27 protein-coding genes are annotated in these 26260 nt (G+C 64.8%); 14 read left to right on the forward strand and 13 right to left on the reverse strand.

Annotated features, from left to right (window positions below; translation table 11 throughout):
• Nucleotides 1–317: 317 nt before the first annotated feature.
• From K410_RS0119020 to K410_RS37010, 4 genes are all read left to right on the forward strand, one after another.
• A complete protein-coding gene (locus K410_RS0119020; RefSeq protein ID WP_028136354.1) occupies nt 318–1265 on the forward strand; it encodes a hypothetical protein in 948 nt (315 codons plus the stop codon).
• A 168-nt stretch (nt 1266–1433) separates the two neighbouring features.
• Nucleotides 1434–1865 carry a MerR family transcriptional regulator gene (locus tag K410_RS38010; RefSeq protein ID WP_063831424.1) on the forward strand — a complete coding sequence of 144 codons (432 nt, stop codon included), beginning with the start codon at nt 1434–1436 and terminating at the stop codon, nt 1863–1865.
• Complete coding sequence (locus K410_RS0119025) at nt 1798–2217, forward strand: carboxymuconolactone decarboxylase family protein (protein WP_028136355.1); 420 nt, start codon at nt 1798–1800, stop codon at nt 2215–2217. The genes K410_RS38010 and K410_RS0119025 overlap by 68 nt, the downstream gene beginning before the upstream one ends.
• The gene (locus tag K410_RS37010) at nt 2214–3068 is read left to right on the forward strand and encodes a Vgb family protein (protein WP_049820101.1); all 855 of its coding nucleotides are present in this window, start codon (nt 2214–2216) and stop codon (nt 3066–3068) included. The genes K410_RS0119025 and K410_RS37010 overlap by 4 nt, the downstream gene beginning before the upstream one ends.
• Nucleotides 3069–3300: 232 nt before the next feature.
• Here K410_RS37010 and rimO read toward each other — a convergent pair whose 3' ends face one another.
• Complete coding sequence (rimO, locus tag K410_RS0119035; RefSeq protein WP_028136356.1) at nt 3301–4620, reverse strand: 30S ribosomal protein S12 methylthiotransferase RimO; 1320 nt, start codon at nt 4618–4620, stop codon at nt 3301–3303.
• A gap of 283 nt (nt 4621–4903) precedes the next feature.
• Between rimO and K410_RS0119040 the strand changes: the two genes are divergently transcribed.
• The 6 genes from K410_RS0119040 (at nt 4904) to K410_RS39650 (ending at nt 11392) form a co-directional block, all read left to right on the forward strand.
• A complete protein-coding gene (locus K410_RS0119040) occupies nt 4904–5332 on the forward strand; it encodes a hypothetical protein (protein ID WP_245269402.1) in 429 nt (142 codons plus the stop codon).
• A gap of 227 nt (nt 5333–5559) precedes the next feature.
• Entirely contained in the window at nt 5560–6150 is a 591-nt protein-coding gene (locus tag K410_RS0119045) for an ANTAR domain-containing response regulator (RefSeq protein WP_028136358.1), read from the forward strand.
• Entirely contained in the window at nt 6147–7310 is a 1164-nt protein-coding gene (locus tag K410_RS0119050) for a CmpA/NrtA family ABC transporter substrate-binding protein (protein ID WP_028136359.1), read from the forward strand. Before K410_RS0119045 ends, K410_RS0119050 begins: the two co-directional genes overlap by 4 nt.
• Nucleotides 7311–7645: 335 nt before the next feature.
• A complete protein-coding gene (locus K410_RS0119055) occupies nt 7646–9430 on the forward strand; it encodes a NirA family protein (protein ID WP_028136360.1) in 1785 nt (594 codons plus the stop codon).
• Nucleotides 9427–11037: a sulfite reductase subunit alpha gene (locus K410_RS0119060; protein WP_028136361.1), complete on the forward strand. Its 1611-nt coding sequence runs from the start codon at nt 9427–9429 to the stop codon at nt 11035–11037. Before K410_RS0119055 ends, K410_RS0119060 begins: the two co-directional genes overlap by 4 nt.
• Nucleotides 11038–11239: 202 nt before the next feature.
• Nucleotides 11240–11392: a hypothetical protein gene (locus tag K410_RS39650; protein WP_063831425.1), complete on the forward strand. Its 153-nt coding sequence runs from the start codon at nt 11240–11242 to the stop codon at nt 11390–11392.
• A 189-nt stretch (nt 11393–11581) separates the two neighbouring features.
• Here the strand turns inward: K410_RS39650 and K410_RS0119070 are convergent, their stop codons facing one another.
• From K410_RS0119070 to pxpB, 3 genes are read right to left on the reverse strand one after another with little or no spacing between them, the layout of a single operon-like run.
• On the reverse strand, nt 11582–12352 hold the full coding sequence (locus tag K410_RS0119070) for a LamB/YcsF family protein (protein ID WP_028136362.1): 771 nt from the start codon (nt 12350–12352) through the stop codon (nt 11582–11584).
• 34 nt (nt 12353–12386) lie between these two features.
• The gene (locus K410_RS0119075) at nt 12387–13424 is read right to left on the reverse strand and encodes a 5-oxoprolinase subunit C family protein (protein WP_028136363.1); all 1038 of its coding nucleotides are present in this window, start codon (nt 13422–13424) and stop codon (nt 12387–12389) included.
• Nucleotides 13421–14152: a 5-oxoprolinase subunit PxpB gene (gene pxpB / locus K410_RS0119080; protein WP_028136364.1), complete on the reverse strand. Its 732-nt coding sequence runs from the start codon at nt 14150–14152 to the stop codon at nt 13421–13423. The genes K410_RS0119075 and pxpB overlap by 4 nt, the downstream gene beginning before the upstream one ends.
• A 257-nt stretch (nt 14153–14409) precedes the next feature.
• On the opposite strand from pxpB, the gene K410_RS0119085 reads away from it, so the two are divergent.
• On the forward strand, nt 14410–15108 hold the full coding sequence (locus K410_RS0119085; RefSeq protein ID WP_028136365.1) for a ribonuclease activity regulator RraA: 699 nt from the start codon (nt 14410–14412) through the stop codon (nt 15106–15108).
• A 24-nt stretch (nt 15109–15132) separates the two neighbouring features.
• Nucleotides 15133–15537: a (R)-mandelonitrile lyase gene (locus tag K410_RS0119090; RefSeq protein ID WP_028136366.1), complete on the forward strand. Its 405-nt coding sequence runs from the start codon at nt 15133–15135 to the stop codon at nt 15535–15537.
• Nucleotides 15538–15689: 152 nt separating this feature from the next.
• Here K410_RS0119090 and K410_RS0119095 read toward each other — a convergent pair whose 3' ends face one another.
• The 3 genes from K410_RS0119095 to K410_RS0119105 all read right to left on the reverse strand — a co-directional run bounded on the left by K410_RS0119095 (nt 15690) and on the right by K410_RS0119105 (nt 18073).
• Nucleotides 15690–16046: a hypothetical protein gene (locus tag K410_RS0119095; RefSeq protein ID WP_028136367.1), complete on the reverse strand. Its 357-nt coding sequence runs from the start codon at nt 16044–16046 to the stop codon at nt 15690–15692.
• 177 nt (nt 16047–16223) lie between these two features.
• Nucleotides 16224–17087 carry a DUF2147 domain-containing protein gene (locus tag K410_RS0119100; RefSeq protein WP_028136368.1) on the reverse strand — a complete coding sequence of 288 codons (864 nt, stop codon included), beginning with the start codon at nt 17085–17087 and terminating at the stop codon, nt 16224–16226.
• A 206-nt stretch (nt 17088–17293) separates the two neighbouring features.
• On the reverse strand, nt 17294–18073 hold the full coding sequence (locus K410_RS0119105; RefSeq protein ID WP_028136369.1) for a transporter substrate-binding domain-containing protein: 780 nt from the start codon (nt 18071–18073) through the stop codon (nt 17294–17296).
• Between the two features lie 127 nt (nt 18074–18200).
• Here K410_RS0119105 and K410_RS0119110 point away from each other — a divergent pair, with 127 nt between their 5' ends.
• On the forward strand, nt 18201–18698 hold the full coding sequence (locus K410_RS0119110) for a DUF1993 domain-containing protein (RefSeq protein ID WP_049820103.1): 498 nt from the start codon (nt 18201–18203) through the stop codon (nt 18696–18698).
• A 66-nt stretch (nt 18699–18764) separates the two neighbouring features.
• Here K410_RS0119110 and K410_RS40410 read toward each other — a convergent pair whose 3' ends face one another.
• From K410_RS40410 to K410_RS0119140, 6 genes are all read right to left on the reverse strand, one after another.
• The gene (locus K410_RS40410) at nt 18765–19274 is read right to left on the reverse strand and encodes a hypothetical protein (RefSeq protein WP_028136371.1); all 510 of its coding nucleotides are present in this window, start codon (nt 19272–19274) and stop codon (nt 18765–18767) included.
• 180 nt (nt 19275–19454) lie between these two features.
• Nucleotides 19455–20444: a hydroxyacid dehydrogenase gene (locus tag K410_RS0119120; protein ID WP_028136372.1), complete on the reverse strand. Its 990-nt coding sequence runs from the start codon at nt 20442–20444 to the stop codon at nt 19455–19457.
• 34 nt (nt 20445–20478) lie between these two features.
• Complete coding sequence (locus K410_RS0119125; protein WP_028136373.1) at nt 20479–21579, reverse strand: ABC transporter ATP-binding protein; 1101 nt, start codon at nt 21577–21579, stop codon at nt 20479–20481.
• A gap of 6 nt (nt 21580–21585) precedes the next feature.
• Nucleotides 21586–22497 carry a carbohydrate ABC transporter permease gene (locus K410_RS0119130; protein ID WP_025036339.1) on the reverse strand — a complete coding sequence of 304 codons (912 nt, stop codon included), beginning with the start codon at nt 22495–22497 and terminating at the stop codon, nt 21586–21588.
• A complete protein-coding gene (locus tag K410_RS0119135; RefSeq protein ID WP_028136374.1) occupies nt 22497–23435 on the reverse strand; it encodes a carbohydrate ABC transporter permease in 939 nt (312 codons plus the stop codon). The genes K410_RS0119130 and K410_RS0119135 overlap by 1 nt, the downstream gene beginning before the upstream one ends.
• Before the next feature lie 141 nt (nt 23436–23576).
• A complete protein-coding gene (locus K410_RS0119140) occupies nt 23577–24917 on the reverse strand; it encodes an ABC transporter substrate-binding protein (RefSeq protein ID WP_028136375.1) in 1341 nt (446 codons plus the stop codon).
• 469 nt (nt 24918–25386) lie between these two features.
• Between K410_RS0119140 and K410_RS0119145 the strand changes: the two genes are divergently transcribed.
• Nucleotides 25387–26169, forward strand: coding sequence for a Spy/CpxP family protein refolding chaperone (locus K410_RS0119145; RefSeq protein WP_028136376.1), 783 nt, complete (start codon nt 25387–25389; stop codon nt 26167–26169).
• Nucleotides 26170–26260 lie beyond the last annotated feature (91 nt).

Raw genomic sequence — 26260 nt, forward strand, 5'->3', positions numbered from 1 at the left:
CTCGCTCGCGTTGAGAAGCGCGGGCAGAGTTAGGCCGAGTCCGTGACCTCTGCATGAATGCACTATAGTGTCACAATACGTCCCGCTGGCAGTTGCGCGCGTCGTGCTGCGGCAATCGAGAGGACGAAGCGTGCGAGCAAGGCCGATGCGGGTCATCGGGCAGGCCCGGATTCCGCTGGATTCCGCCATTTCATTGTCGGGCCCCCAGAAACCATCGCCTCGCTGGCGCGTTTGTGATCGAGATACGCGAATTGGTTCGAACCGGACGCAACTCGGCTCAGACCAAGAGGGGCGGGACCAACGAGACAGTTTCAGCCTTGTCCGACACGTCTTATCCGATCGACCTCGACAGCATTCGCGGCGCATTTCCGCCGGGCATCGAAGCGCCTCCGTTGCTGGTCGACTTTGCCGGCTGGCTGGAGGGGCGGCCTTGGGGCAGCGTCGGCTGCTTTGCGCTGCAGGGCCAGTTCGCAGATCACGCGCCGATCGTCGACGGCAGTCCGTTGCGGGACAGGTTTTCGCTGTTCATGCGGCTGCCGGATGGTTCGGCCGTCGGCGGCTGGTACGGCGCCGGTCTCGACCGCGACAATCCGCCGATCGTCGGGCTGGGATCGGAGGGCGCCTACGAATTACTGGCGCCGAGCCTCGACGGGCTGCTCGCCAAACTGACGTCGCAGCAATTCGACAACGCCTGGAGCGATCTGAAGCCGCATGACGAGGTCGAGGCTCAGACGGTCGAGCTCGCGCAATGGCTCGCCGGACGGCCGCATGGCGAGCCGGCGGCGGTCGAGGAGACTTCGGCGGAGCTGCCCGACTTCCGCGGTTTCATGGAGAAGTGGAGCCGGAAGCGCGAGGATTATTGGGCCAATCACCGGCTGATGGCCGAGCTCGGCTGGCGGCTGGCGGCGCATCTGCCCAAGGGCAAGAAGCCCTGGGACCAGACCCGCTTCGCGGTCGCGATCGTGGGTAAGCAGTACGAGGCGCGCGTGCTCGCGCGCGGGCCGCAGCCGTTCGAGGAAGCGGCTTCGATCGAATCCCTGTTGCGCGACCTGCGCGAGCAGATGCGCAGCGCGCAGCCCGAGCTCGGGCTGTGGTACGCGATGAACTTCGGCCTCCATGCCGACGGCCGCGTCATGCCGAACTTCGCGTACGATGTCCGCCCAACCATCGACGGCGAGCCGGCGCTGCTGTCCGAAGCCAGGGCCGATCTCGCCCGTGCCCCGCGCCCGGAGCGCTGGGTGCCGAAATGGCTGACGGAGACCTGAAGCCTCGGAATCCACGACGCTGCCGTGCACCTGGCGCGCCGAGATGTCCGCTGTTGCGCCATCAATGCTTGTAGCCCTTGCTTGACCTCGCGGCACCTTCGATCCCTCTTGACTTAGAGCGCGCTCGAAGGGGTATCTGTACGTGCGTCAGTACGAGAACGGGCACAAATGAAGATCGGCGACCTTGCAAAACGAACCGGCTTGTCGACCCACACGCTGCGCTACTATGAGCGCATCGGGCTGCTTCCATACGCTGATCGGGATCGCTCCGGTCAACGTGATTTTGACGCATCAATCCTGACATGGATCGCATTCCTCGGTCGGCTCAAGACCACGGGAATGCCGATCCGGGATATGTTGCGTTACGCGGCGCTTCGTGACGAAGGCGACGCCACCGGGCCAGCCCGGCGGCAGATGCTGGAAATCCATCGAGAACAGGTTCGTACGCAGATTGCCGAACTCCAGGAATGCCTGCTCGTCCTTGATACCAAGATCGCCGGCTACGCCGGCGACGAACAGAGGACGAAGGAAAATGACGCACGTCCACACACAAGCCGAAAGCCGCTTCGATCGCGGCCAACGGGCCCTATCACGCATTGACGGCAGTGCCGGCGAAAAAGTCATCGCCTCACTCGCCGACATCGCTCCGGATTTCGCACGATACGTGATCGAGTTTCCCTTCGGCGACATTTACAGCCGCCCGAACCTTGGCCTGCGCGATCGAGAGATCGCGACGATCGCCGCGCTGACGGCGCTCGGAAATGCCGCGCCTCAGCTCAAAGTCCATATCGAGGCGGGTCTGAACGTCGGGCTGTCTCGCGACGAGATCGTGGAGATCATCATGCAGATGGCCGTCTATGCGGGCTTCCCGGCTGCGCTGAATGGGCTATTCGCAGCCAAGGAGGTGTTCGCCGCGCATGACGAACGGCGGGCGTCGGGAGAAGCGACATGACCCACTTGCTCCAAACCCTCCTTCTGCTCGGCAGCCTGGGTATTGCAGCTTCCCCCACGTGCGTTGCCCCGGCGCCGGTCCGCGCCGAGCACGCGTCGCCGGTGAAATTATGGGACGGTTTCAAGTCGCCGACCGGCATTGCCGTCGGCGCCGACGGAATGGTCTATGTGTCCAACTGGAGCGGCGACACTGTCGAGCGGATCACGCCGGATGGCGGTCGATCCGTGTTCGCCGCTGCAATTTCGTCACCGGCGGGCCTTGCCGTTGGTGCGGACGGCAGCGTCTACATCTCGTCCTACTCTGGCGACTATATCGAGCGCGTCGCACCAGACGGTGCCCGCACGCGCGTTACCAAAGATCTTGCCACGCCGGCCGGTATCGCCCTCAGCCGAGATGGCAGGCTGCTCGTCGCGAACCGGTCATCAGGCGAGATTCTCAGCATCGACGTCGCCAGCGGCGACCGCAGGGTCGTCGCGCGTTCGCTGTCCTTGCCGGTGGGCGTGGTGGAGATGGCGGACGGCAGTCTGGTCGCCGCACAATATGGCGGACGGCTGACGCGCGTTCTTCCGGATGGCAAGACCCAAGAACTTGGCGAGAGCTTCGATCGGCCTGGCGTAGGCATCGTTGCGGACGGCCCCGATGCAGTCCTTGCGATCGACAACGGGGCTGGCGTGGTGCGCCGCGTGTCGTTTGGCGGCTTGTCGCGAGTGGTCGTGAGCGGCCTCGATGGCAGCGCCGTCGCGCTCGGCCGGATGGCGAATGGCGATCTGCTCGTTGGAACCTGGGGCGTCGGCGCCGTGTATCGCGCAACCCCGCAGTACGGCGCGCCCAGCCTGAACGTGGGCCGGTGAAATGCCTGAGGCGCGCGGGTCTTGCCCGCGTGCCGCGGCCGGAACACTGGGGACGAAATTGCTGGTTTGATTGAGCTGTGCCTCAAGCGACGCTAGCGGCTACGCTTGCGTGCGCTTATTCTCAAGAGACCGGCTCGTGCCGGGCATCCACGTTCGTCGTGCCGGATGTCAACGCGTGGTCCGGACAAGCTCGGCCATGACGTTGTGGCAGCATTGGTGTCCGCGAGCTCCTTCAGAACCCCGCGACGCTGCCGTGCAGGTCGTATTGGTCCGCGCGCTCGATCTTGGCGGTGACGATCTCGCCGACGCGCAAGGGGCGGCGGCTCGTCAGATAGACCGCGCCGTCGATCTCCGGCGCATCGGCCTTGGAGCGGCCCTTGGCGACGGTCGGTCCGACCTCGTCGATGATGATCTGCTGGCGCGTGCCGACCTTGCGCTTGAGCCGGCGTGCAGAAATCTTCTGCTGGCGGGCCATCAGCGCGTTGTAGCGCTCCTGCTTGACCTCTTCCGGGACCGGGTTCTCGATCGCGTTCGAGGTCGCGCCGGCCACCGGCTCGTATTTGAAGCAGCCGAGGCGGTCGATCTCGGCTTCATCGAGCCAGTCGAGCAGATAGGCGAAGTCGGCATCGGTCTCGCCGGGGAAGCCGACGATGAAGGTCGAGCGCAGGGCAAGATCGGGACATTCCTCGCGCCAGCGCTTGATCCGCGCCAGCGTCTTGTCCTGCGCTGCCGGACGCTTCATCGCCTTCAGCACGTCTGGGCTCGCATGCTGGAACGGGATGTCGAGATAGGGCAGCACCTTGCCCTCGTTCATCAGCGCGATGACCTCGTCGACATGCGGGTAGGGGTAAACATATTGCAGCCGCACCCATGCGCCCAACTCGCCGAGCTCGCGGGCGAGGTCGAGGAATTTGGCGCGGACCTGGCGATCCTTCCACGGGCTCTCGGCATATTTCAGATCGACGCCGTAGGCGGAGGTATCCTGCGAGATCACCAGCAGTTCCTTGACGCCGGCGCCGACCAGGCGCTCGGCCTCGCGCAGCACGTCGTTGGCGGGGCGCGAGACCAGGTCGCCGCGCAGCTTCGGGATGATGCAGAAGGTGCAGCGGTTGTTGCAGCCTTCGGAGATCTTCAGGTACGCATAGTGGCGCGGCGTCAGCTTGATGCCCTGCGGCGGCACCAGGTCGAGATGCGGATTGTGCGCCGGCGGCAGCGCGCGGTGCACGGCATCGAGCACGCTCTCATATTGCTGCGGGCCGGTGATGGAGAGCACGCCGGGATAGGCCTGCTCGATCGCTTCCGGTTCCGCACCCATGCAGCCGGTCACGATCACCTTGCCGTTCTCGGCCATGGCCTCGCCGATCGCCGAGAGCGATTCCTGCTTGGCGCTGTCGAGGAAGCCGCAGGTGTTGACGATGACGATGTCGGCCCCGTCGTGCTTGCGGGCGAGCTCATAGCCCTCCGCGCGCAGGCGCGTGATGATGCGCTCGGAATCCACCAATGCCTTGGGACAGCCGAGTGACGTGAATGATATACGCGGCGCTCTTTCCATGTAATCGCCTGAAGCCTATCTGAATTGTCTGGATTTCCGATCCAAGTAATTGAACCGATGGCGAAATTCAACAACTAACGTATGCGGCGCGAAGCCAAAGCAGTCTTCGCGCGTTGCTTGATTTCACGGAATTTCGCGGAGCTTGACCACGATGCGCCGTTTCATCTTCGGCTTGGCTTTCGTTACCGCTTCCTGCGCGATGGTCCCGGCGCGAGCCGAAGTCGACAAGATCATCCATGTCTGCGAACGGCAAGAACGGATGTGTCCGGAATTCAGGCCTCGCGTGAAGGCACCCGACGGCTGGGCGAGGGACGAGGCCGCAAGCCTCAAATACGGCGCCTCGATGTTCGTGCCCAACGGGAAGAGTTTTGGTAAGGCCGAAGCAATCATCTATGCCGAAGGCCGCTACAACGAGGATCGGACCGAATTGGCTCGATGGGTCGCGGCCAGTGATCGGGATTGGGCGACGGAAGCCGGCGACAATGCCAAGATCACCACGCTTCCCTCGGTCAACCCGAAGGTCATCATCAACCGCTACGACAATCCATCCCTGAAGGACCAGCCGGTCGAAGTGATCGCGCATTACGCCGATCGCGACAAGGACGGCAATTCCTACGTCGTGCGGCTCGCGGTCTCCGGCCGCACTGAGGCGGCGGTGCGGGCCGCCATGCCACTTCTCGACAAGATGATCGTTGGCGCGAAGATTCCGTGAGAGCGTAAGCCCAGATCGCTGCTGCCGTCGCGGGAGTGGGCGGCTCAGAAGCCTGCATTCGTTGTCTCGGGTTCAGCAGCGACACGAAGCTGACCTTGGCGCAGCCGTCTGATCGGTATCCTGAACTAGCTGACGACAGGCCTGAGCTAGTCCCAATTGCCCACAATTGCAACCCTTTGCATGGGTCGCTGGCATGCTATGGATGAATCACCCGCCGCGAGTGAGCCATGAGCGCCGAACAGTCGCCCAAAATCGTGATCGTCGACGAAAGCCCTGTCAGGGCCGCGATCCTGCAGGAGGGATTGCGGGAGGCCGGATTCACTCAGGTCGTCCATATCAGCGAGATGCAGAGCCTGCTCGCCCGTATTTATTCGGTCGATCCCGACATCATCCTGATCGATCTGGAGAACCCCAGCCGCGACGTGCTGGAGGCGATGTTCCAGGTCAGCCGTGCCGTGAAACGGCCGATCGCGATGTTCGTCGACCAGAGCGATTCCGCCTCAATCCAGGCCTCGGTCGAGGCGGGGGTGTCCGCCTACATCGTCGACGGGCTGAAGAAGGAGCGCATCAAGCCGATTCTCGACCTCTGCGTGTCCCGCTTCAACGCCTTCGCCAAGCTCCAGGAGGAGCTGGAGCGGACCAAGTCGCAGCTCGAGGACCGCAAGATCATCGAACGTGCCAAGGGCATCCTGATGAAGGTGAAGGGCCTGACCGAGGACGAGGCCTATGTGCTGCTGCGCTCCACGGCGATGCGCGAGAAGAAGAAAATCGGTGAGATCGCGCAGTCGATCATCACCGCCTCGGAGATGCTGAAATGACCGCCCCCCTTCGCATCGGGTTCATTCCGCTGGTCGATGCCGCCGCCCTGATCGTCGCCGTCGACAAGGGATTTGCCGCCGCCGAAGGCCTCGACGTCGAGCTGGTGCGCGAGGTCTCCTGGTCCAACGTCCGCGACAAGCTCAATATCGGCCTGTTCGACGCCGCGCATCTGCTGGCGCCCGTGGCGATCGCGTCCTCGCTCGGGCTCGGCCATGTCAAGGTGCCGATCGCCGCGCCCTTCAATCTCGGCATCAACGGCAATGCGATCACGGTGTCGCCGGCGCTCCATGCCGCCCTGATGGAGCAGATCGACGGCGACCGTTTCGATCCGATGGTGACGGCGAAGGCGCTGGCGAAGGTCGTTGCGATCAGGCGCAAGGAGGGGGCGGAGCCGCTGACCTTCGGCATGACCTTCCCGTTCTCGACCCACAATTATCAATTGCGGTTCTGGATGGCCGCGGCCGGCGTCGATCCCGACGAGGACGTGCGCCTCGTGGTGCTGCCGCCGCCTTACATGGTCGACAGCCTCGCCAATGGCCATGTCGACGCGTTCTGCGTCGGTGCGCCCTGGAATTCGATCGCGGTCGATCTCGGCATCGGTCACATCCTGCATTTCGTCTCCGACATCCTCGACCGCGCCGCCGAGAAGGTGCTGGCGGTTCGCCAGGTCTGGGCCGACAAGAATCCGGACGTGGTCGCCGGCCTGGTGCGCGCGGCGGTGAAGGCGGCCGAGTTCATCGAGAATCCTGCGAACCAGACCGAGGCGGCGCAGCTCCTGGCGCAGCCCGAGCGGATCGGCGTCGATGCCGAGGTCATCCAGCGCACCCTGACCGGGCGCCTGAAGATTTCTCCTGACGGCACGTTCCGCGAAAGCGGCCGCTATCTCCTGGTCGGGCGGGAGGGGGCAGGTCGCCCCGATCCGGTGCAGGCGGCCTGGCTCTATGCGCAGATGGTGCGTTGGGGGCAGACGGCGCTCGCGCCGGAGGGCGTCAAGACGGCGATGGCCGTGTTCAGGCCCGATCTGTACGATGCGGCCCTCGGCAGGCGGTCGCCCGAGCAGCCTGCCGCGGCGTTCGGCGCCTTCGCCGGTCCGGTCTTCGATCCCGCCAACATCCGGGGGCATCTCGAGGCCTTCGCGGTTGGCCGTTGGCGGGTCTGATTCGGTCTGCATGATTTTTGGGCGCCGAGACTCGCTGCCCAAATGTTGATCTGAGTGCACGAATTTCGTGAAAGCGCACGGCCCGGGATCTTCCGGGTCTACACATAACCGATTGCAAACACAAAACTTTCCATTTCTTTCAAGCTGGCACGCAACTTGAATGTTGCAGTGCGGCCAGCTTGTCACAGGTGCCTGCTGAGCCGAGTCCCGCAGCAACGAAGCTGATCGGACCGCTGGGGTAGCGAAGCCGGCTCTTGGAGCCAGCCTCGGTCCTCGCGGGTCGCGCAATGTCCGTCGATGCCACCCAGGTGGCCGCAGGAGCTTCGTTACCGACCATGAAAATCGATACGCTCGCAGTCGACTTTACCGACGAGCAGAAACGCTATCTCGAAGGCTTCACCACCGGTCTGCAGATCAGCCGGGTCGGGCGCGGTCTGGGCGGCGGCAATGCCGGCAAGGCCAACGCCGAGCCTGTCGGTCCCGACGCCGTGCACCTCAAGGCGCAGGACAAGGTGATCGCGGCCGGCAAGAAGCTCGCCGACCAGGAGAAGTTCAAGCGCGACGAGCATCCCTTCGATGCCTATCCGCGGCTGCGCCAGCAGGCGCTCGACAATGCGCCGCCGAGCCCGGCCGACAATTTCCGCTGGCGCTATTACGGCATCTTCTACGTCGCGCCGACGCAGGACTCCTACATGAGCCGCCTGCGGATTCCGAACGGCATCATGAAGCACTGGCAGCTGTCGGGCCTCGCCGATCTCGCCGACGAGCTCTGCGGCCCCTACAGCCACGTCACGACGCGCGCCAATCTCCAGCTCCGCGAGATCCCGCCGAAGCACGCGATCAAGCTGCTCGAGGGCATCCAGGAGCTCGGCCTGTGCTCGCGCGGCTCCGGCGCCGACAACCTCCGCAACGTGACGGGAACGCCGACGGCGGGCATCGATCCGCAGGAAATCATCGACACGCGACCCTATGCGCGCGAATGGCACTACCACATCCTCAACGACCGCTCGCTCTACGGCCTGCCGCGCAAGTTCAACGTCGCCTTCGACGGCGCCGGCAGGATCGCCGTGCTGGAGGAGACCAACGACATCGCGTTCACGGCCTATGAGGTGAAGGACGGTTTCGGCGTCGAGCCGGGAGTCTGGTTCCGCCTCGGCCTCGGCGGCATCACCGGCCACAAGGACTTTGCGAAATATTCCGGCATCATCGTCAAGCCGGAGCAGGCGACCGCCGTTGCCGACGCCATCGTGCGGGTGTTCATCGATCATGGCGATCGCACCAACCGCAACAAGGCGCGGCTGAAATACGTGCTCGACGCCATGGGCCATGACGGTTTCCTTGGGCTGGTCGAGGAGCGGCTGAAGACGCCGTTCACGCGCGTGCCGGAGGAGGCGTTTGCGCCGCGGCCGGCCGCCGACCGCATGGCGCATGTCGGCGTGCACAAGCAGAAGCAGGACGGACTCAACTGGATCGGCGTGTCGCTGACGCTCGGCAAGCTGACGAGCGATCAGATGCGGGGGCTCGCCAAGCTTTCGCACGACCTCGGCGACGGCGAGATCCGACTGACGGTCTGGCAGAACCTGCTGATATCGGGCGTGCGCGACGAGAACGTCGAGCTTGCCATCGCGGCGATCAAGCAGATCGGGCTTGCGGTCGAGGCCTCGCACATCCGCGCCGGCCTGATCGCCTGCACCGGCAATGCCGGCTGCCGCTTCGCCGCGGCGAACACCAAGCGACATGCCGCCGAGATCGGCGACTGGTGCGAGCCGCGCGTCGCGATGGACAAGCCGGTCAACATCCACGTCACCGGCTGCCACCATTCCTGCGCGCAGCATTACATCAGCGACATCGGCCTGATCGGCGCACGCGTGCCCGTTGGCGAGGACGATACGGTCGAGGGCTATCACCTCTTCACCGGCGGCGGGTTCGGCCCGGACGCTGACGTCGGGCAGGAGGTCTACCACGACCTCAAGGCCGACGACGCGCCGAAGACGGTCGAGGCGCTGCTCAAGGCCTATATCGCCCATCGCTCGTCGCCTGACGAAACCTTCCTCTCCTTTGCGCGCCGCCATGACGGCGAGACGCTGCGCAAGCTTGCCGATGCACAGGTGTCCGCATGAACCAGATCACCCCTCCGCCCAGGCTCGACATCATTCCCGCCAGCGCACCGTTCTCCGATGCGCAGCGCTCCTGGCTGAACGGCTTCTTCGCCGGGCTGCTGTCGCCTGATGTCGCCGCGCCGTTGTCGGCGGAGCAGGGCGCCGCCGTCATGCAGGGCGCGGCCGGCGACGGTGACGACGGCGAAGCGCCCTGGCACGACCAGACCATGCCGATAGCCGATCGCATGAAGCTCGCGGAAGGGCGTCCCGTGCGTCGCAAGATGATGGCGGCGATGGCGCAGCAGGATTGCGGCCAGTGCGGCTATAATTGTCACGACTATTCGGAGGCGATCGCCAGCCGCAGCGAAGCACGGCTCAACCTCTGTGTCCCCGGCGGCAAGGAAACCGCGCGGATGCTGAAGTCGCTCTACGAGGAGCTGGACAAGGCTCCGGCGGCCAAAGCGGCGGACAAGCCGGACGCTCCGGCGCCGGCCGTGACGGTGACGATCGCAGAGCCGGGCCGCTCGCGCGACAACCCTGTGCCAGCGACCTTCCTGTCGCGCCGCCTGCTCAACAAGGGCAAGTCGGAGAAGGAAACCTATCACGTCGAGTTCGATCTCTCCGAGAGCAAGCTCGACTACGTCGTCGGCGACAGCTTCGGCGTGTTCGCGCGCAACGATGTCGGCCTCGTCGACCAGATCATCGCGCTGCTCGGCGCCTCCCACACCACGAAGGTCAACGGCAAGACGCTGCGCGAGGTGCTGATCGACGACGTCTCGCTGTCGCCGGCGCCCGACACCCTGTTCGAGCTGATCTCCTTCATCACCGGCGGCGCGGCGCGGGAAAAGGCGCGGGCGCTGGCGCAGGGCGAGGACCCCGATGGCGATGCCGCAACCCTCGACGTCATGGCGGGGCTGCAGAAGTTTTCCGGCACGCGGCCGCACCCCGAAGCCTTCGTCGAGGCACTGGAGCCGCTGCAGCCGCGACTCTACTCGATCTCGTCGTCGCACAATGCGACGCCCGGAAAGCTCTCGCTGACCGTCGATTCCGTGCGCTACGTCATCGGCAAGCGCAAGCGTCTCGGGGTCGCCTCGACCTTCCTCGGCGAGCGCATCAACGAGGGCGACAAGCTCAAGGTCTATGTGCAGAAGGCGCACGGCTTCGGCCTGCCGAAGGATCCGAAGACGCCGATCATCATGGTGGGCCCCGGCACCGGCATCGCGCCGTTCCGCGCCTTCCTGCTCGACCGCAAGGCCACCGGCGCGCCCGGCAAGAACTGGCTGTTCTTCGGCCATCAGCGCAGCGATTGCGACTTCTTCTACCAGGAGGAGCTCAATGCGATGAAGACCTCGGGTCTGCTCACGCGCATGTCGCTGGCCTGGTCGCGCGACGGCGAGAAGAAGTTCTACGTGCAGGACCGCATGCGGGAGGTCGGCCGCGAGCTGTGGACGTGGCTGGCCGAAGGCGCGCATTTCTACATCTGCGGCGATGCCAAGCGCATGGCCAAGGACGTCGAGCGCGCGCTGGTCGACATCGTCGCCCAGTTCGGCGCGCGTTCGACCGACGAAGCCGTCAGTTTCGTCGCCGAGCTGAAGAAGACCGGGCGCTTCCAGGCGGATGTGTACTGACGGCTGCCGCTCACCGATCTCCGAGCCGGTTCCAACTGGCTCGGATTTGAACGAATAAGATTCTCGGAACCCGCACCTGGAAAGAATTTACGTCTGCGAGACGGCCTGCTCGGAGCAGGCGCATCGCTATTTGCGCCGCCATCTTGCCTCCCGCCCTGGTTGATCCTTCATACTCGCGAAAATGGGGCGTTGGAGATCGACCATGCGCGAACTATCGGCGGAAGCCAGACTGCACTTCTACGCGCGCTCGCTCTCGCGGCAGACCCGGGCGAGCGCCCATCATCTGGCGCTTTACAGCGCGTTTGCGGTCATCGCCGCGATCGTGTTCGGCACGCTCTCGGTGCATCCGTTTTGATGTGACTGCGTAGGGTGGGTTAGCCGAAGGCGTAACCCACCACTTGTATGGCTGCAGCAGAAGAGGTGGATTACGCTTCGCTAATCCACCCTCCGGCACTGATTGTCATTTCGGGGCGGCGAAGCCGATCCCGGAACCTCGAGATTCCAGGTCTGATGCTTCGCATCATCCCGGGAATGACGAAGAGCCTCACGCCCCGCGCTTGAACGGCGCGACCTCGATCCCGGCATCCTTCAACGCCGCTCGCAAGGTCCGCGCGATCTCGACGGCGCCGTGGGTGTCGCCATGGATGCACACCGTGTCCGTGCGCATCTTGATCACCTTGCCGGTCACCGAGACCACCGCGCCGTCCTGCACCATGCGCACCACGCGCTCGGCAATCGCCTTGGCATCGTGCAGCACCGCGCCGGGCTTCTTGCGCGAGACGAGATTGCCGTCGTCCTCATAGGCGCGGTCGGCGAACACTTCGTGCACCATCGGAAGGTTGGCGTCTTCGCCGGCCTTCACGAGCTTCGAATTGGCGAGCACGACGAAGATCAGGCTGGGGTCGACCGCCTTGATGCCAGCGGCGATCGCCTTCGCCGTCATGTCGTCCTCGCAGGCGACGTTGGAGAGCGCGCCATGCGCCTTCACATGCGTGACCTTGTGGCCGGCCGCGGTCGCAATCGCCTGCAATGCGCCGATCTGATAGGCGACGAGGTTCTCGATCTCGGAGGCCTTGAGGCCCGCGATCGGATGGCGGCCGAACCCGTGCAGGTCGCGATACCCAGGATGGGCGCCGACCGAGACGCCGCGCGCCTTCGCCAGCTCCACCGTCCGGCGCATGATGTCGGGGTCGCCGGCATGGAAGCCGCAGGCGACGTTGACCGAGCTCGCCAGCTCGATCATGGCGGCGTCGTTGCCCATCTCCCACGCGCCAAATCCTTCGCCGAGGTCGCAATTGAGATCGATCGTCTTCATGGATGCTCTCCGCCTTCGGGTCTTGTTGTTGCGTCTAGGGCTCCGCGGTGACCTGCCAGGTGCCGGCATCGACCGCGTTCACCGCATGGCCCGCCACGTTGGCATCGCTGAGGGCCTGGATGTTGAGTGCAACGCTGTCGGCCGCGCGCAGGCGATCGGGCAGGGTCCGGATCGCTTGCGCGAACTTGCGCGCCTCGTCCTGCGCCTCAGCCATGCTGACGGCCTTGAAGCGAAACGCCGTTCCCGCCGAGGTCTGCGCGAGGCGACCGATGTCGGCGGTGATCACGGTTGCGATCTTCGGATAGCCGCCGGAGGTGCCGCGGTCCATCATCAGCGCGATGGGCGCGCCGTTGCCGGGCACCTGGATGCTGCCGTTGACGGTGCCGTCGGAGACGATGTTGTGGCCGTGCAGATGCTTGATCGCGGGGCCTTCGAGCCGGTAGCCCATCCGGTCGGAGGTCGCCGAGATCTTCCACTCGCTGTTCAGGAACAGCGCCTTGTTGGCCTCGTCGAACTCGTCGTCCTGGGGTCCCAGCAGAACGCGGATCGGCCCGCTCGCGGGCTTCGGCAATTCGATGCGCAGCTCGCTTGCGCCGCTCGCGGCATCGACGCTGAATTCGTCGCCGGCCTGGAGCGGGCGCGGGTAGGGGCTGCCGAGGCCGGCACGGGCATTGACCGCGAGGCTGCCGAACACGCGTTCGCCGGTGATGGCGCCTTCGATCGCGAGATAGGTGAAGGCGCCGCCGCGGGCAAAGCCCAGCGTCAGCGTCTCGCCGTCCTTCAGCGTCACTGACGTGTCCATGGCGACCGGGTTTCCGGCGACGTCTGCGTTGCGCGGCGCCCCCGAGATCGCCACGCGTACGGCGCCGTCACGGGCGGTGAAGGCGGCACCGAACGGGCCGATCTCGACGGCGGCCGCGAACGGCGCGTTGCCGACCAGCGTGTTCGCCGCAGCCAGTGACAGCCGATCCATCGCTCCGCTCACCGTCAGGCCGTAGCGCTGCGCGCCGAAGCGGCCGCCATCCTGGACGGAGCTTGCAGGGCCGATGCTGGCGACGACGAGCCGGCTCATGCGTCCACCTGCTCGGCGACGATTTCGCCGGCTTCCGCCGCGCGATCCAGCTCGTCGAAGGTCTTGTGGTCGATGGCGAAGAACGTCACGCGGTCGCCGGGTTCGGTCAGGAAGGTCGGATTGCGGTGGAGCTGATAGGTGCGCACCGGCGTGCGGCCGAGCAGGTGCCAGCCGCTCGGCGCCGCCAGGCACTGGATTCCGGCCTGGACGCCGCCGATCGAGATCGTGCCGGCCGGCGTCAGCAGCCGCGGATTCTGCCGCCGCGACATGTGCAGCGATTTGTCGAGGCCGCTGAGATAGGACCAGCCCGGCGTGAAGCCGATCATGGCGACCTTGTAATCGCCGCCCGCATGGCGGGCGACGATGTCGTCCGGCGTGGTGTTGAGGGCCTTGGCGACATCCTCGAGGTCGATGCCGTGCTCGCCGCCATAGGCGACGGGAACGCGCCAGCGGCGCGCCCTGGTCACGGGCGGCGGCGGCTGGATCGCGAGCGGCAGCAGCTTGTCGCCGAGCGCGTCGAACCCGATCTTGCAGGGGTCGTAGTGCACCAGCAGCGAGCGATAGGTCGGCACGGTCTCGGTGATGCCCTCGATGGGGCTTGCCGCGAGTGCCTTGTCGAGTGCCAGCACGCGCTGGTTGGCGTGCTCGTCGATGGTGCGGCTGAACTCGACCGTGACGGCGCTATCGCCACTGGGCAGGAGGCGGGGCGGGGGAAGCGTCGCGGCCATTGAGCTGTCGAAGAGCTGTCGGAATCGGGCTTTGCAAAGCGCGGCCTCGAGCTCGAGTTCCGCGTCACCCTTGCTTCGCGTATATGCGCCCGCAAGTCCAATAAATTAATGCAGGGGGAGGCGATAAAGCCTTGTTATCGCGTCGCATAAAGGCCCACCGGCCCTGCGTTATTGCGCGCCTCTTGGCCCTTGACGCAGGGGCTGCGGCTCGCAAGATGCGCGCGTTGTTTCCCGCACCCCGGAGCTCGTCTCTTTCCATGTCGCTGTCCCCCGAAGCCCGCAAGACCCTCGCCGGCATCACCACCGCCACCATCACCACGGTCCTGCTGAAGAAGGGCCTGCGCAATGTGTGGATGCGGGGCGCGCGGCCGCTGCGCCCGGGCCTGCCGCGCCTGGTGGGACCGGCCTTCACGCTGCGCTTCGTGCCGGCGCGCGAGGATCTGGCGACGCCGGAATCCTGGTCCTCACCGATCTCCACCCGCACCGCAATCGAGGCGATGCCGGAGGGCTGTATTGCCGTGGTCGATGCCATGGGCATCACCGACGCCGGCATCTTCGGCGACATCCTGTGCGCCCGCATGGTCAAGCGCGGCGTCACCGCGCTCGTCACCGACGGCGTCGTGCGCGACGTCGAGGGTGTGCTCGGCACCAATCTGCCGGTCTGGTGCGACGGCTATGCCGCGCCGCCCTCGGTTGCGGGCCTCACCTTCGTCGGCTGGGGCGAGCCGATCGGCTGCGGCGGCGTTGCCGTATTCCCGAACGACATCGTGGTCGCCGACCAGGATGGCTGCGTGCTGATCCCGCAGGCGATGCTCGAGCACGTGCTCAACGAGGGTGTCGAGCAGGAGCGCATGGAGGCCTGGATCGTCAACGAGGTGAACAACGGCGCCGTGCTGCCGGGCCTCTATCCCATGAACGCCGAAACCAAGGCGCGCTACGCCGCCAGCAAGAAGTAACCGGGAAGAAGAGAGGTCATTTCGATGGAGATCACTGTTGCAGGCACGCGGCCGACCCGCCGCGCGCCCAAGGAAAACTTCACCGGCACCGTGTGGCAGGACCCCGTGATCATGGCGCCCGCGCCGGCACGGCTGAACTGCTCGCGGGTTGCGTTCGAGCCCGGCGCCCGCACCAACTGGCACCATCATCCGCTCGGCCAGACGCTCTACGTCATTTCCGGCGTCGGCCGCGTCCAGACCAAGGGCGGTCCCGTCAGGGAGATCCGTCCCGGCGACACCGTCTGGATTCCGCCGGGCGAAGTGCACTGGCACGGCGCCTCGCCGACTAACGGCATGTGCCACATCGCCATGCAGGAGGCGCTCGACGGCGTGTACTCGACCTGGCTCGAGCCGGTCACCGACGCGGAGTACGGCGCGGCGCTGGGCTAGAGCCTCGTGTCCCGGACCAGCCGTAGCGCCGTCAGGCGATGCGACGCCGATCCGGGACACAGCTGCCGTGCTACGAAGCGCATGTGAAGCGTGCCGGGTCCCGGCTCTGCGCGGCAACGCTTCGCATTGCCGCTTGTCCGGGACACGGCAGCCTACATCCGCTCTGCCGTCCACGTGCCCGTGCACAGCGCGCCGCGCCAGGTGCCGGAGCCGGAGGTGCCGCTGAGCCGGCCGAAGCCGACGGCGCGCTTCATACCCGTGCTCAAGGTGACGTTGATGCTGCCGGCGTCGGCGACCCGGCCTGATGCCGACACGGCCGCGCTGCTCGATGCGATCTGACCGTTGTTGATGCCGATGGCAACGGTGGCGCCGTTGCCGCAGGTCTCGCTGGACGACGAGATGCGGACATTCCATATGCCGTCGAAAGTGCTTGTCGCAGCATCGGCCTGCCCGAGCGGGAAGGCGATGGCGAGGAGGATGGCGAAGAAACCTTTGCGAAAGCCGTTCATGACACGCCCCTGTGGGTGACGATGCGGGGAACGTGGCACGGGCGCGGAACCGGCGATGTGAGGGGGCTCACGCGCAGCGGGCTCTGTGAGGCAGCGCACCTCGCAGCTAAGGGCCCGGCAAAAGCGCAGGGGCCCGGATCGCGGGCCCCTTTTTCAGTCGAAAGTCGATGTCGAAACTCAGTTCACCCGCGTCCAGGTCTGGCCGCCGCAGAACATGCCGCCGAAGGCGCAGCCCTGCACGCGCAGGCGATCGGTGCCCTTCATCGCGATGGTCGAATCGTAGGTCGAGCCGGAATTCGGATCGAGAATGCGGCCGGACCATTTCTGGTCCTTGCCGGGCTTCATGTTGATCAGAACCTGCTCGCCGTTCTGGTTCGATTTGCTGTCGACTGAATAGCCGCAGAGATTGCTGCCGCATTGCTCGATGCGGACCTTGCCTTCCTTCTCCTCGGTGAGCCAGACGCCGAGAGGTGAACTGAGATCGCGGGTGGGCCCCGTCGCCGGGGCGGGCGGAGCGACCGCGGCGGCCTGAACCGGCGCCGGTGCAGGGGGCGGAGCGGGAGGCGGCGGAGCCGCAGCCACGGCTGGGGCGGGCGCGGCGGGAGCGGCCTGCTGCGTGGCCGGCGCGGCAGCCGGAGGGGCTGCAGGCGGCGCGGGCGGCGGCAGCACCGCGGTCTCGGCCGGCGCATTGCTGGGGGGTGCCGCCGGAGGCTGAGCTGGCGGAGGCGCCACGGCCGCAGCGGCCGGCGCAGCCGCTTGGGCAGCCGCAGGCGGCGGGGCGACGGGGGCAGGCGCGGGAACCGGTGCTGCCGGCGTTTGCGGCTCGACAATGGCTTGCTGGGGCGGCTGCTGGCCCGGCGCCGTCTCGTTCTTCTTGGCCTTCTTGGCCTTCTGGCCGGTGTTGTCGTACACGCCGGGGATCTGCACCGTGCCGCGGTCGGGGTCGATGCGGATGGTGCGTCCGCCATATTCGAACGTGTACTGCGCCTGGGCAGCGGTGCTCGCCAAAAGGAATGCGGCCGTGGCCAACAGCTTCCTCATTTCCATCTCCTGAACAGGTGGTCCCCGCACCGACGCTTACGCATCGGTTCGATTGCAGAAAGTGATCTAGATCACTGTCTCGGTATGAGTCGCCGTCCTGCTGTTCAGGGTTCAATAGGCGAGGGACCGGCCCAAAGTTGGGCCGAGGCAAGCGACAGGAGGACGCGGCCTGAGGCGCCATTCCCATGCAGGCTCCCCGAGAATGCCTAATCGAACCAGGCGGCGTAGATCTTCCTGTAGCTGCCGTCTTCCATGGAAATGTGCAGCCATTGGTCGACGAAGGCCTTCAGGGCTACGTCGCGCTGGAGCCAGTAGGCCTTCTCGGAGAAATCGAACGGCTTTTCCGGGTGCACGGCGCAGAGCACGCCGGCGTGCTGCTTCTGCTGGTAGCGCGTCTCCGAGGCATCCGTCATCATCAGATCGGCATTGCCCTTGGCGATCTCGTCGAAGATCACGGTGTTGTCGGGGAAGACCGTGATCTCGGCGTCCTTGATGTTGGCGCGTGCAAAGCGCTCGTTGGTGCCGCCAGGATTGACGATCACGCGGGTGCCCTTCTTGTCGATGTCGGCGATGCTCTGGTACTTGCCGACGTCGGCGCAGCGGACGATCGGCGTCTTGCCCTCGCGCATGATCGGCGTCGAGAAGAAGCCCTTCTTCTGCCGGTCCAGCGTGACCGAGACGCCGCCCATCGCGATGTCGAACTGGTCGGCCTCGAAATCCTTCATCAGCTTCGGCCAGGCCGTCAGGACGAACTCGACCTGGACCCCGAGCGCCTTGCCGAGCGCTTCGGCCATGTCGACATCGAAGCCGCTGAACTTCTGCGTCGCCTTGTCCAGATAGGTGAAGGGCTTGTAGTCGCCGGTCATGCCGACGCGCAAGGTGCCGCGCTTGACGATCTCGTCGAGGCGCGAGGGCGCCTGTTGCGCTTGCGCCGAAAGGTTTGCCAGCAAGGCCACGACCAAAGCTGCCAGGATTCGAACGGCCATTCGAACGATCATCTCTTCTCCACCCTTGCGCGAGCTGTCATTGTGCAGCTCTTTACGGCGCGGATGTAGACCAGATGCGAGCTTCCAGCGAGGCGGAATTGAAGGGAATCTCAACGTGACGATCTCAATGCACGAGGCCTCGGTCGGCCTCTTCGTGCCGTATTTGCGTAACCTGTCGGTCCTGCTCGACAAGGGCGTCGCCTATGCGGAGGCCCGCAAGTTCAACCCGGCGGTGATGCTCAGCATGCGGTTTGCGCCGAACATGTACGACCTCGCCCAGCAGGTCGGCGAAGCCTGCCGCCATGCCGTGGTCGCGCCGGCCTTGCTGGCAGAGTGCGAGCCGTTGGCGCTGCCGGCGCTGGAGCACGACATGGCCGGGCTGCAGGCACGAATTGCAACCTCGATCGAGTTCATCGAAAGCCTGCCGCGCGCGGAGATCGAGGCGGCAGCCGACCGCAACGTCTTCTTCAAGTTGAAGAACGGGACCGAGCTGCCCTTCACGGGGCGGACGCTGCTACTGACGTTCAGCGTCCCCCAGTTCTTCTTCCACGTCACGACCGCCTACGACCTGCTGCGGCACGCCGGCGTCGAGCTCGTGAAAAAGGATTTTCTCGGAAGGAAGTAGTTGCGGAGGCTCGGTCTACACCTCTCCCCGAGAGAAAGAGGTGTAGAAAGGTCTCCAGGTGCAGCGCTAGGCTTCGCCCTTGCGCTCGTAGTCGGCCAGCGAGCTGCGGCCGGCGATCTCGCTGCGCAGCAGCTCGAAGCGCCGATTCGCCTCGTCCTGCTGGGTATCGACGAAATGCACCGCGGCCTCGCTCGTCATGGGGCCGCTGACCACGGGCGCGGATTGTTCGCCGATGGTTTCATGGACGTAATACTGGCCGTCGTCACCGCGATGGACCGTCCATTTGAGACGGATCGCGACCATGGGTCCGGGCCCGACCTTGCTGTAGCCGTCGGCATCGGTGTGCTCCGGCACCAGCGGCGGCTCCTCGACGACAGGATGCTCTTCCAGCGGCGGATGCTCTTCGACCGCCGGATATTCGTCGACGACCCGATGCTCGTCGGAGTCCACATGCTCGCGCTCTCCGGACACCACGATCTCGGTCTCGGTCTTGCGAATGACCAGAACGGGCTCGGGGTTCTCCAGAATGCTGGCGATGGTCGCCAGCGCGTGGTCGGTCGGGTCGATCTCTGACAAGGCTCCATCCTCCAGCTCGACGCGGTCGGCTCGTCTGTCCCACTGCCGCCGCGGCCGGGAACATTAGGCGCGCTTGATTAAGGCTGAGTTGGGGCCCGATCTGCGCCAAAATGGGACGCTTCCGGGCGTTCCGAAGGCAGGCGCTTCCGTCGCCCGCCAGGAGCTCCAGCTCAGCTCAGATTAGCCGAGCACGTCCTGATTGATTACGTTCTGCCGGATCGGATCGCCGTCGAGCACACTCAGGATGTTGCGCGCAGTCTGCTCGCTCATGCGCTGGACCGCCTCGACCGTGACGCCGGCGACGTGCGGGGCGATGATGACGTTGGGCAGGGCGAACAGCGCGTTGCTGACCGGCGGCGGCTCCACCTCGAACACGTCGATGCCGGCGCCGGCGAGCTTGCCCGAGACCAGCGCGTCGTGGAGCGCGGCTTCCTTGACGATGCCGCCGCGTGCGGTGTTGATGAGATAGGATGTCGGCTTCATCCGGCCGATCCTGTCAGCATCGAACAGGCCGATCGTCTCCGGCGTCTTCGGGCAGTGGATGGTGACGAAATCGGCATTGGGCAGCGCGGCGTCGAGGTCGACAACGGGCTCGCAGCCGGCAGCCTTGATCTCGGCGGCAGGCTTGTAAGGATCGTAGACCTGGACGTTCATTTCGAATGCCAGGCAGCGCTTGGCGGTGCGGCTGCCGATGCGGCCGAAGCCGATCACCAGCACGGTCTTGCCGTAGAGATCGAACGGCAGCATGCCGAGCCGATCGGCCCATTTGCCGTCCTTGACGCAGGAATGCAATTCCTGGGCGCGCTTGGCCAGCGTCAGCATCATGAACAGCGCGGCTTCCGCAACCGAAGGCGAGTTGGCGCTGCCGGCGACCATCAGCGGCACCTTGCGGCGGGAGAGGGCGGGCACGTCGACGGCGTCGTAGCCGACGCCGATGCGGGTCACCACCTTCATGTCCTTTGCGGCCTCGAGCTCGGTCTCGCCGAAGGCGGTGGCGCCGAGCGCGACGCCGTGGACCGGCGCATGGCTCTTCAGCAAAGCCTCGAAGTCCCCCGCCGAAATCAGGTTCGGAAACTCGACGAGCTCGATATCGTCCCGCTGGGTGAGGAGGGCGCGTGCCCCTTGTGACAAAGTTTGCGTAACGAAAATCTTCTTCTTGTTGGTCGCCATCGTCCCCTGCCTGCGCGAGTTTCTTGAACCGGCGTCACAACACGGCGCCGGTCGCCTCGTTTAGCAGGTGCATATTGTTGAGGTCCATCGCCAAACGCATGGGTGCCCCGTCCTTGGCGCCGGCATTGGGATTGACGCGGCCGCAGACCGGTGTGCCATCGAGCCCGAAATAGACCAGGGTCTCCATTCCCATCGGCTCGGTGACGTCGAGCACGGTGTCGAAGGTCTCGACGCCGGGCTCAAGATGCGCATGAGATTCGGTGAGATGCTCGGGCCGGAGGCCGAGCAGCAGCTTGTCGGTGCGCGGCAGCGAATTGTAGCGCGCGGCCCGGGCCGGCGGCAGCGGGAAGGCGATGCGGTCGGTGAGGCGGATCTGCAGCGTGCCGCCGACGTCCTCGAGCCGGCACGGGATGAAGTTCATCGCGGGCGAGCCGATGAAGCCGGCGACGAAGCGCGTAGCGGGCTTGTGATAGAGCTCGTTCGGCGTGCCGATCTGCTCGATCCGTCCCTTGTTCATCACCACGACGCGGTCGGCCAGCGTCATCGCCTCGACCTGGTCGTGGGTGACGTAGACGGTGGTGGTGCGCACCTTCTGGTGCACCTTCTTGATCTCGATCCGCATCTGCACGCGCAGCTTCGCGTCGAGATTGGACAGCGGCTCGTCGAACAGGAAGACCTTCGGATTGCGCACGATGGCCCGGCCCATCGCGACGCGCTGGCGCTGGCCGCCGGAGAGCTGCTTCGGCTTGCGGTCGATCAGGTCGGTGATGTCGAGCAGGCGCGCGGCTTCCGTCACCCGCGCCTTGATCTCGGCCTTGGGATAGTGCTTCAGGCGCAGCCCGAACGACATGTTCTCCGCGACCGTCATGTGCGGGTAGAGCGCGTAGTTCTGGAACACCATGGCGATGTCGCGGTCCTTCGGCGGCACGTCGTTGACGATGTCGCCGCCGATCATGATGTCGCCGTCGCTGATGTCCTCGAGGCCTGCGATCATGCGCAGCGTGGTCGACTTGCCGCAGCCGGAGGGGCCGACCAGCACGATGAACTCGTGGTCGGCAATGTCGAGGTCGATGCCGCGCACGGCTTCGACGTCGTCGTAACGCTTGACTACCTTCCGCAAAGCAACGTCAGCCATGAGTTCTCAACCCTTTGTCGCACCGGCGGTCAGGCCGGCAATGTAATAGTCCATCAGGAAGGCGTAGATGATCAGCGGCGGCGCCGCGCCGAGCAGTGCGCCGGTCATGATCTGTCCCCAGTTGAACACGTCGCCCTTGATCAGCGTCGTGATGATGCCGACCGGCAGCACGAGCTGGTCCGTGGACGTGGTGAACACGAGCGGATAGAGGAACTGCGCCCAGGACACCGTGAAGGCGAAGATGGTCGCGGCGATCAGCCCCGGCAGCGCTACCGGAATGAAAATCCGGGTGAGCGTCTGGAACCAGGAGGCGCCATCGATGATCGCGGCCTCGTCGAGCTCCTTCGGGATCGAGGCGAAATAGCCGATCATGATCCAGGTGCAGAACGGCACCGTCAGCGTCGGATAGATGAAGAGCAGCACGTACCAGCGGTTGATGAGCTGGATGCCGGTCCAGTCGCCGAACAGGGCGAACACCTTGAACAGCGGAATGAACAACAGGCTGTCCGGAATGAGGTAAGTCAGGAACACGCCGGTCGCCAGCGTGGCCGAGCCCCAGAACCGCATCCGCGCCAGGGCGAATGCCGCAGGCACGCTGATCAGCATCGTGATGGTGACCACGAAAATCGAGACCAGCGCCGAATTCCAGAAGAAGCGCAGGAACTGGTTCGAGGTCAGGAGGCCGACATAGTTCTCGAGAGTGGGATGGAAGACCCACCATGGATTGGTCGCAGCCGAGATTTCGGCGCTGCTCTTGAGCGAGGTGATCAGCATGTAGATCGGCGGCAGCAGCGAGAAGATCGCAAACAGCGTCAGAAAGAAGTACGACCACCGCAGCGCCCATTTGCGGTCGCGGCTCATGCTTCCATACTTGACCGTACGCGTCGGCGCGGCCTTGTCTATCGTGACTGAGCTCATCAGGCTTCATTCCCGCGCTTGTTGACGTCCCGCAGGATGAATATCGCTGCGACCGCCAGGATTGGCACCATGAACAGGGAGACGCTGGCGCCCAGCGGAATATCGCTTCCTTCGATGCCGATCCTGAAGGCCCAGGTGGCGAAGATGTGGGTGTGGTCGAGCGGGCCGCCGGCGGTCAGGATTCGCACGATGTCGAAATTGGCGAAGGTCACGATCAGCGAGAACAGCGTCGTGATCGCGATGATGTTGCGCATCATCGGCAGCGTGACGTACCAGATCCGCTGCCACCAATTGGCGCCGTCGATGGCCGCGGCTTCATAGAGTTGGTCGGGCACCGATTTCAGGGCCGCCAGATACATGATCATGAAGAACGGCGCGCCGTACCAGACGTTGACCAGGATGACGGAGAAGCGCGCCCAGGCGGCGTCGCCGGTCCATGGGATCGGGCCGATTCCAAAGAACGACAGCGTATAGTTGAACGCGGAATAGGAGGGGTCGAACAGCCACAGCCATGCCAGCGTGCTCATGGCGGGCGGGATGACCCAGGGCACCAGCAGCATGCCGCGCCATTTGCGCTGGCCCTTGGCCGGAATATTGTGGACGAAGTGCGCGACGATGAATCCGATCAGCGCTTTGAACAGAACGGCGGTGATGGCGAAGATGCAGGATTGCTTGACGACCAGCCAGAACGTGTCGCGCTTGAACAGGAACTCGAAATTGCCGAGACCGACAAATCTCTGCATCGACTTGTTGAGCGTCGCCAGGTGAAGCGAATAGAACGCGGGATAAAGCACCAGAAGCGTGATGAGAATGATCAGCGGTAGCGTCATCAGAAACGCCGCAGTCGATTTGCGTTTGAGCGCCTTTTGCAGACTGGAGCGTTTTCGCGCCGGTTGCGCTGCGCCAGCCCTGTCTGGCTGCAATGCGACATCCGCCATGATGCATTTCCTCGCGCGGTTTGGTCGGTAGACCCGACTTTTGGAAGGTTCGAGAGCCGAAGCCGTCGGCTCTCGTCAGGTGAGTGAGACGGAAGACTCGCCGCGAGCGGGCCTGAGACCGTCGCGGCGAGCCGTTCCGGTTCAGCTCCGCATGAAGCCTTCGCATTCGCCTTCGGCCCAGGCGAGCGTCTTCTCCATCGATTCGCCCTGGTGATACCGCAGGCACATCTTGGTGAGCGTCGCCTGCGCATAGATCTGCTGTGCGATCTTCGGAGGCGCAGGCGAAGCTGCAATCGACAGCGTCTGATGCTTGTAGGGATTTGGATAGTGGTAGAGTGTGCCTTTCGGCGGGCCCTCTTCCTGCCAGACCTTCAGCGTCGTCAGCTTCTCATAAGCCGGCAAGTCGTAGCCGCCGCTGGCCGTGACCATCTTTTCGATGGCTGCCGGCTTCGACAACGCCACCAGCAGGCTCTTCGCTGCTTCCTTGTTCTTGGAGAAGTTCCAGATGCTCCAGAAATACGGCAGGTAGGGTGCAAAGCGGCCCTTCGGCCCTGCCGGGAATCCGTGGGTCCAGCATTGCTCCGCAACCTGCGGCGCGTCGCGTTTGGCGACGGCCCAGGCGCTCGGCGGGTTCATGATCATCGCACCCCTGCCGGAGACCAGCCATTTGTTGTTGGATGCGTCGTCCCAGGCTGCGACGTCGGGCGGCAGGAAGCCGATCAGCTTCTTGTAGAAATCGAGCGCCTGACGAACCGCGTCGGTCTTGACGGTGAGATTGCCCTTGGCGTCGACGAGCTGGGCCCCGAACGACAGGAAGATCGCGCCCGCCGTGTCGACGTTGTCGGTGGTCTCGCCGAGGCCGATGCCGAACGGGACGCCCGCCTTGTGACAGGCTTCGGCAGCTTTCAGGAATGTTTCCAGGGTCCAGTTGTCGGCCTTCGGTTGAGAGCCGGCCGGATACATCTCCTGTACGTCGATCCCCGCGTGCTTCTTCATCAGGTCGATGCGAGAGCAGGGGCCCTTGATTTGACTGCCGACGCAGGCGGGAACGCCGAGCCATTTGGTCCCGACCGTGCCGAGATATTTGGCCGTGCCGTTCACCTCGCCGTTCTCGGCGATGATCGGCCCCATGATGTCGGCAACGTTCTCCAACTGGTCGGCATTGGAATGCGCCCACCACGTTGGCATCGCGAAGATATCATGGCCGGATTTCGCCTGCGCTTCGGCGGCGATGGTCAGCAGGTTCTTGTTACCCTGGCTGGGGATGTAGTCGATGGTGACTTCGACCTTCTCCTTCGCGGCCCATTCGTTGACCAGATCCGTCGAGGCCTTGTTGGCGCCCGGAACCCAATGGTCCCAGAAGCCGATCGAGAGCTTGCCGGCGGCGTATGCGCCCCGGACGTAGGGCGCCGAGATCAGCGCCGCGGAGGACATTGCAGTGGCAGCCACAAATTGACGTCGCGTCAGTCTCTTGCGTGACATCTCGTTTCCTCGCTTGGGTGTTGTTGTTGGAGTTTCCTCTAAGACGTCTTTTCCGAGTTTCTTGTTGTTCGATTTTCTTATTGATGCCGTCGGCCCGATGGCAATTCACCGATGCCCTCAGCAAATTGGTAGCGCGATCAGATCATGATTGATCGCGTCTGTCGAGAAACCCGAACGGCTCGTGCATAGAACTAACGTTGTGTCCTGAACGGCGGGACGCGCTGCGGCGGTCGTGAGCGCGACTGCCTGTTTTTGCGACGCACACTTCGCGTGAACCGGCCCGGAACGATCCGTGCGCAATTACGCCGCAGTTTCGAACAAGCCTGCATAACCGCTTCGCTCAAAAGACTTTTCGGGCGTGGACAGCACTTGGCCGCGGCTGGACCGAGAAGCGGTGGAAACGATAGAGTTGCGGCGGGCGGCTTGGCTGCCGCCCAACAGGCGAGCGAGATCGACGATGGAGACGAGAATGATCAACCTGGCGCCGTCAGCGCGGCTTCACATGCGGCGATGCATCGCGCTCGGCGCCGTATGCGCTCTGCTGCTCGGTGCCGCCGCGGCCAATGCGCAAGGTCTGGTCAAAGGCGTTCAGGACGGCGCGGCGGCCGGAAACAAGGCGGCAGGTCCGGTCGGCGGCGTGCTCGGCGGCGCCATCGGCGGCGTCGTCGGCGTTTTCACCGGCGTGCTTGGCGTCGGCAACAACAATGCCGGCAATCCGCCGCCGGCCGCCAAGGAATCCAGCAAGGACGCCAAGCAGCAGGGCGCAGCCAAGGACAAGGACGCCAAGAGTGCCAAAGCGGGCAAGGGCGGCAAGGCGAGCAAGGAGGCGAAGAACGCACCGCAGGGCAAGGACAACAAGGACGTCACCGTCCTCACCCAGCCCGGCGCGCCGCAGCAGACCGCCGAGCAGATCGTGGCCAACAGCGATTCCTACATCGAGCGGATCAAGACCGAGCTGAACCTGACGCCCGAACAGGAGAAGCACTGGTACGGTTTCTCGAGCGCGATGCACTACCTGGGACATAATGGTGCAGAGCGGCTCAACTTGCGGGTTGCGCGCGCCAAGCGGGATCCGCCCGACGACATCATCGAGCAGATGCGCAACGAGGCGCAGTTCCTGATCGACCGTGCCGCCGACCAGCGCAATGTCGCCGACGCCGCCGAGCCGCTCTATTCGAGCCTCGATGACAAGCAGAAGCAGGTCTTCATCCAGGAGATGGTGCGCCTGAGCCACGAGCGCGGATTGGATTGATCAAGTTGAATCGGATCGGGCGCCTCTGAATTAACGGCGCCCGCCACGAATTCGTGTATCCCCTCCGCAATTGATGTATGGTTAGCTTCGC

This window comes from Bradyrhizobium sp. 22, assembly GCF_000482425.1.
Classification (GTDB): domain Bacteria; phylum Pseudomonadota; class Alphaproteobacteria; order Rhizobiales; family Xanthobacteraceae; genus Bradyrhizobium; species Bradyrhizobium japonicum_B.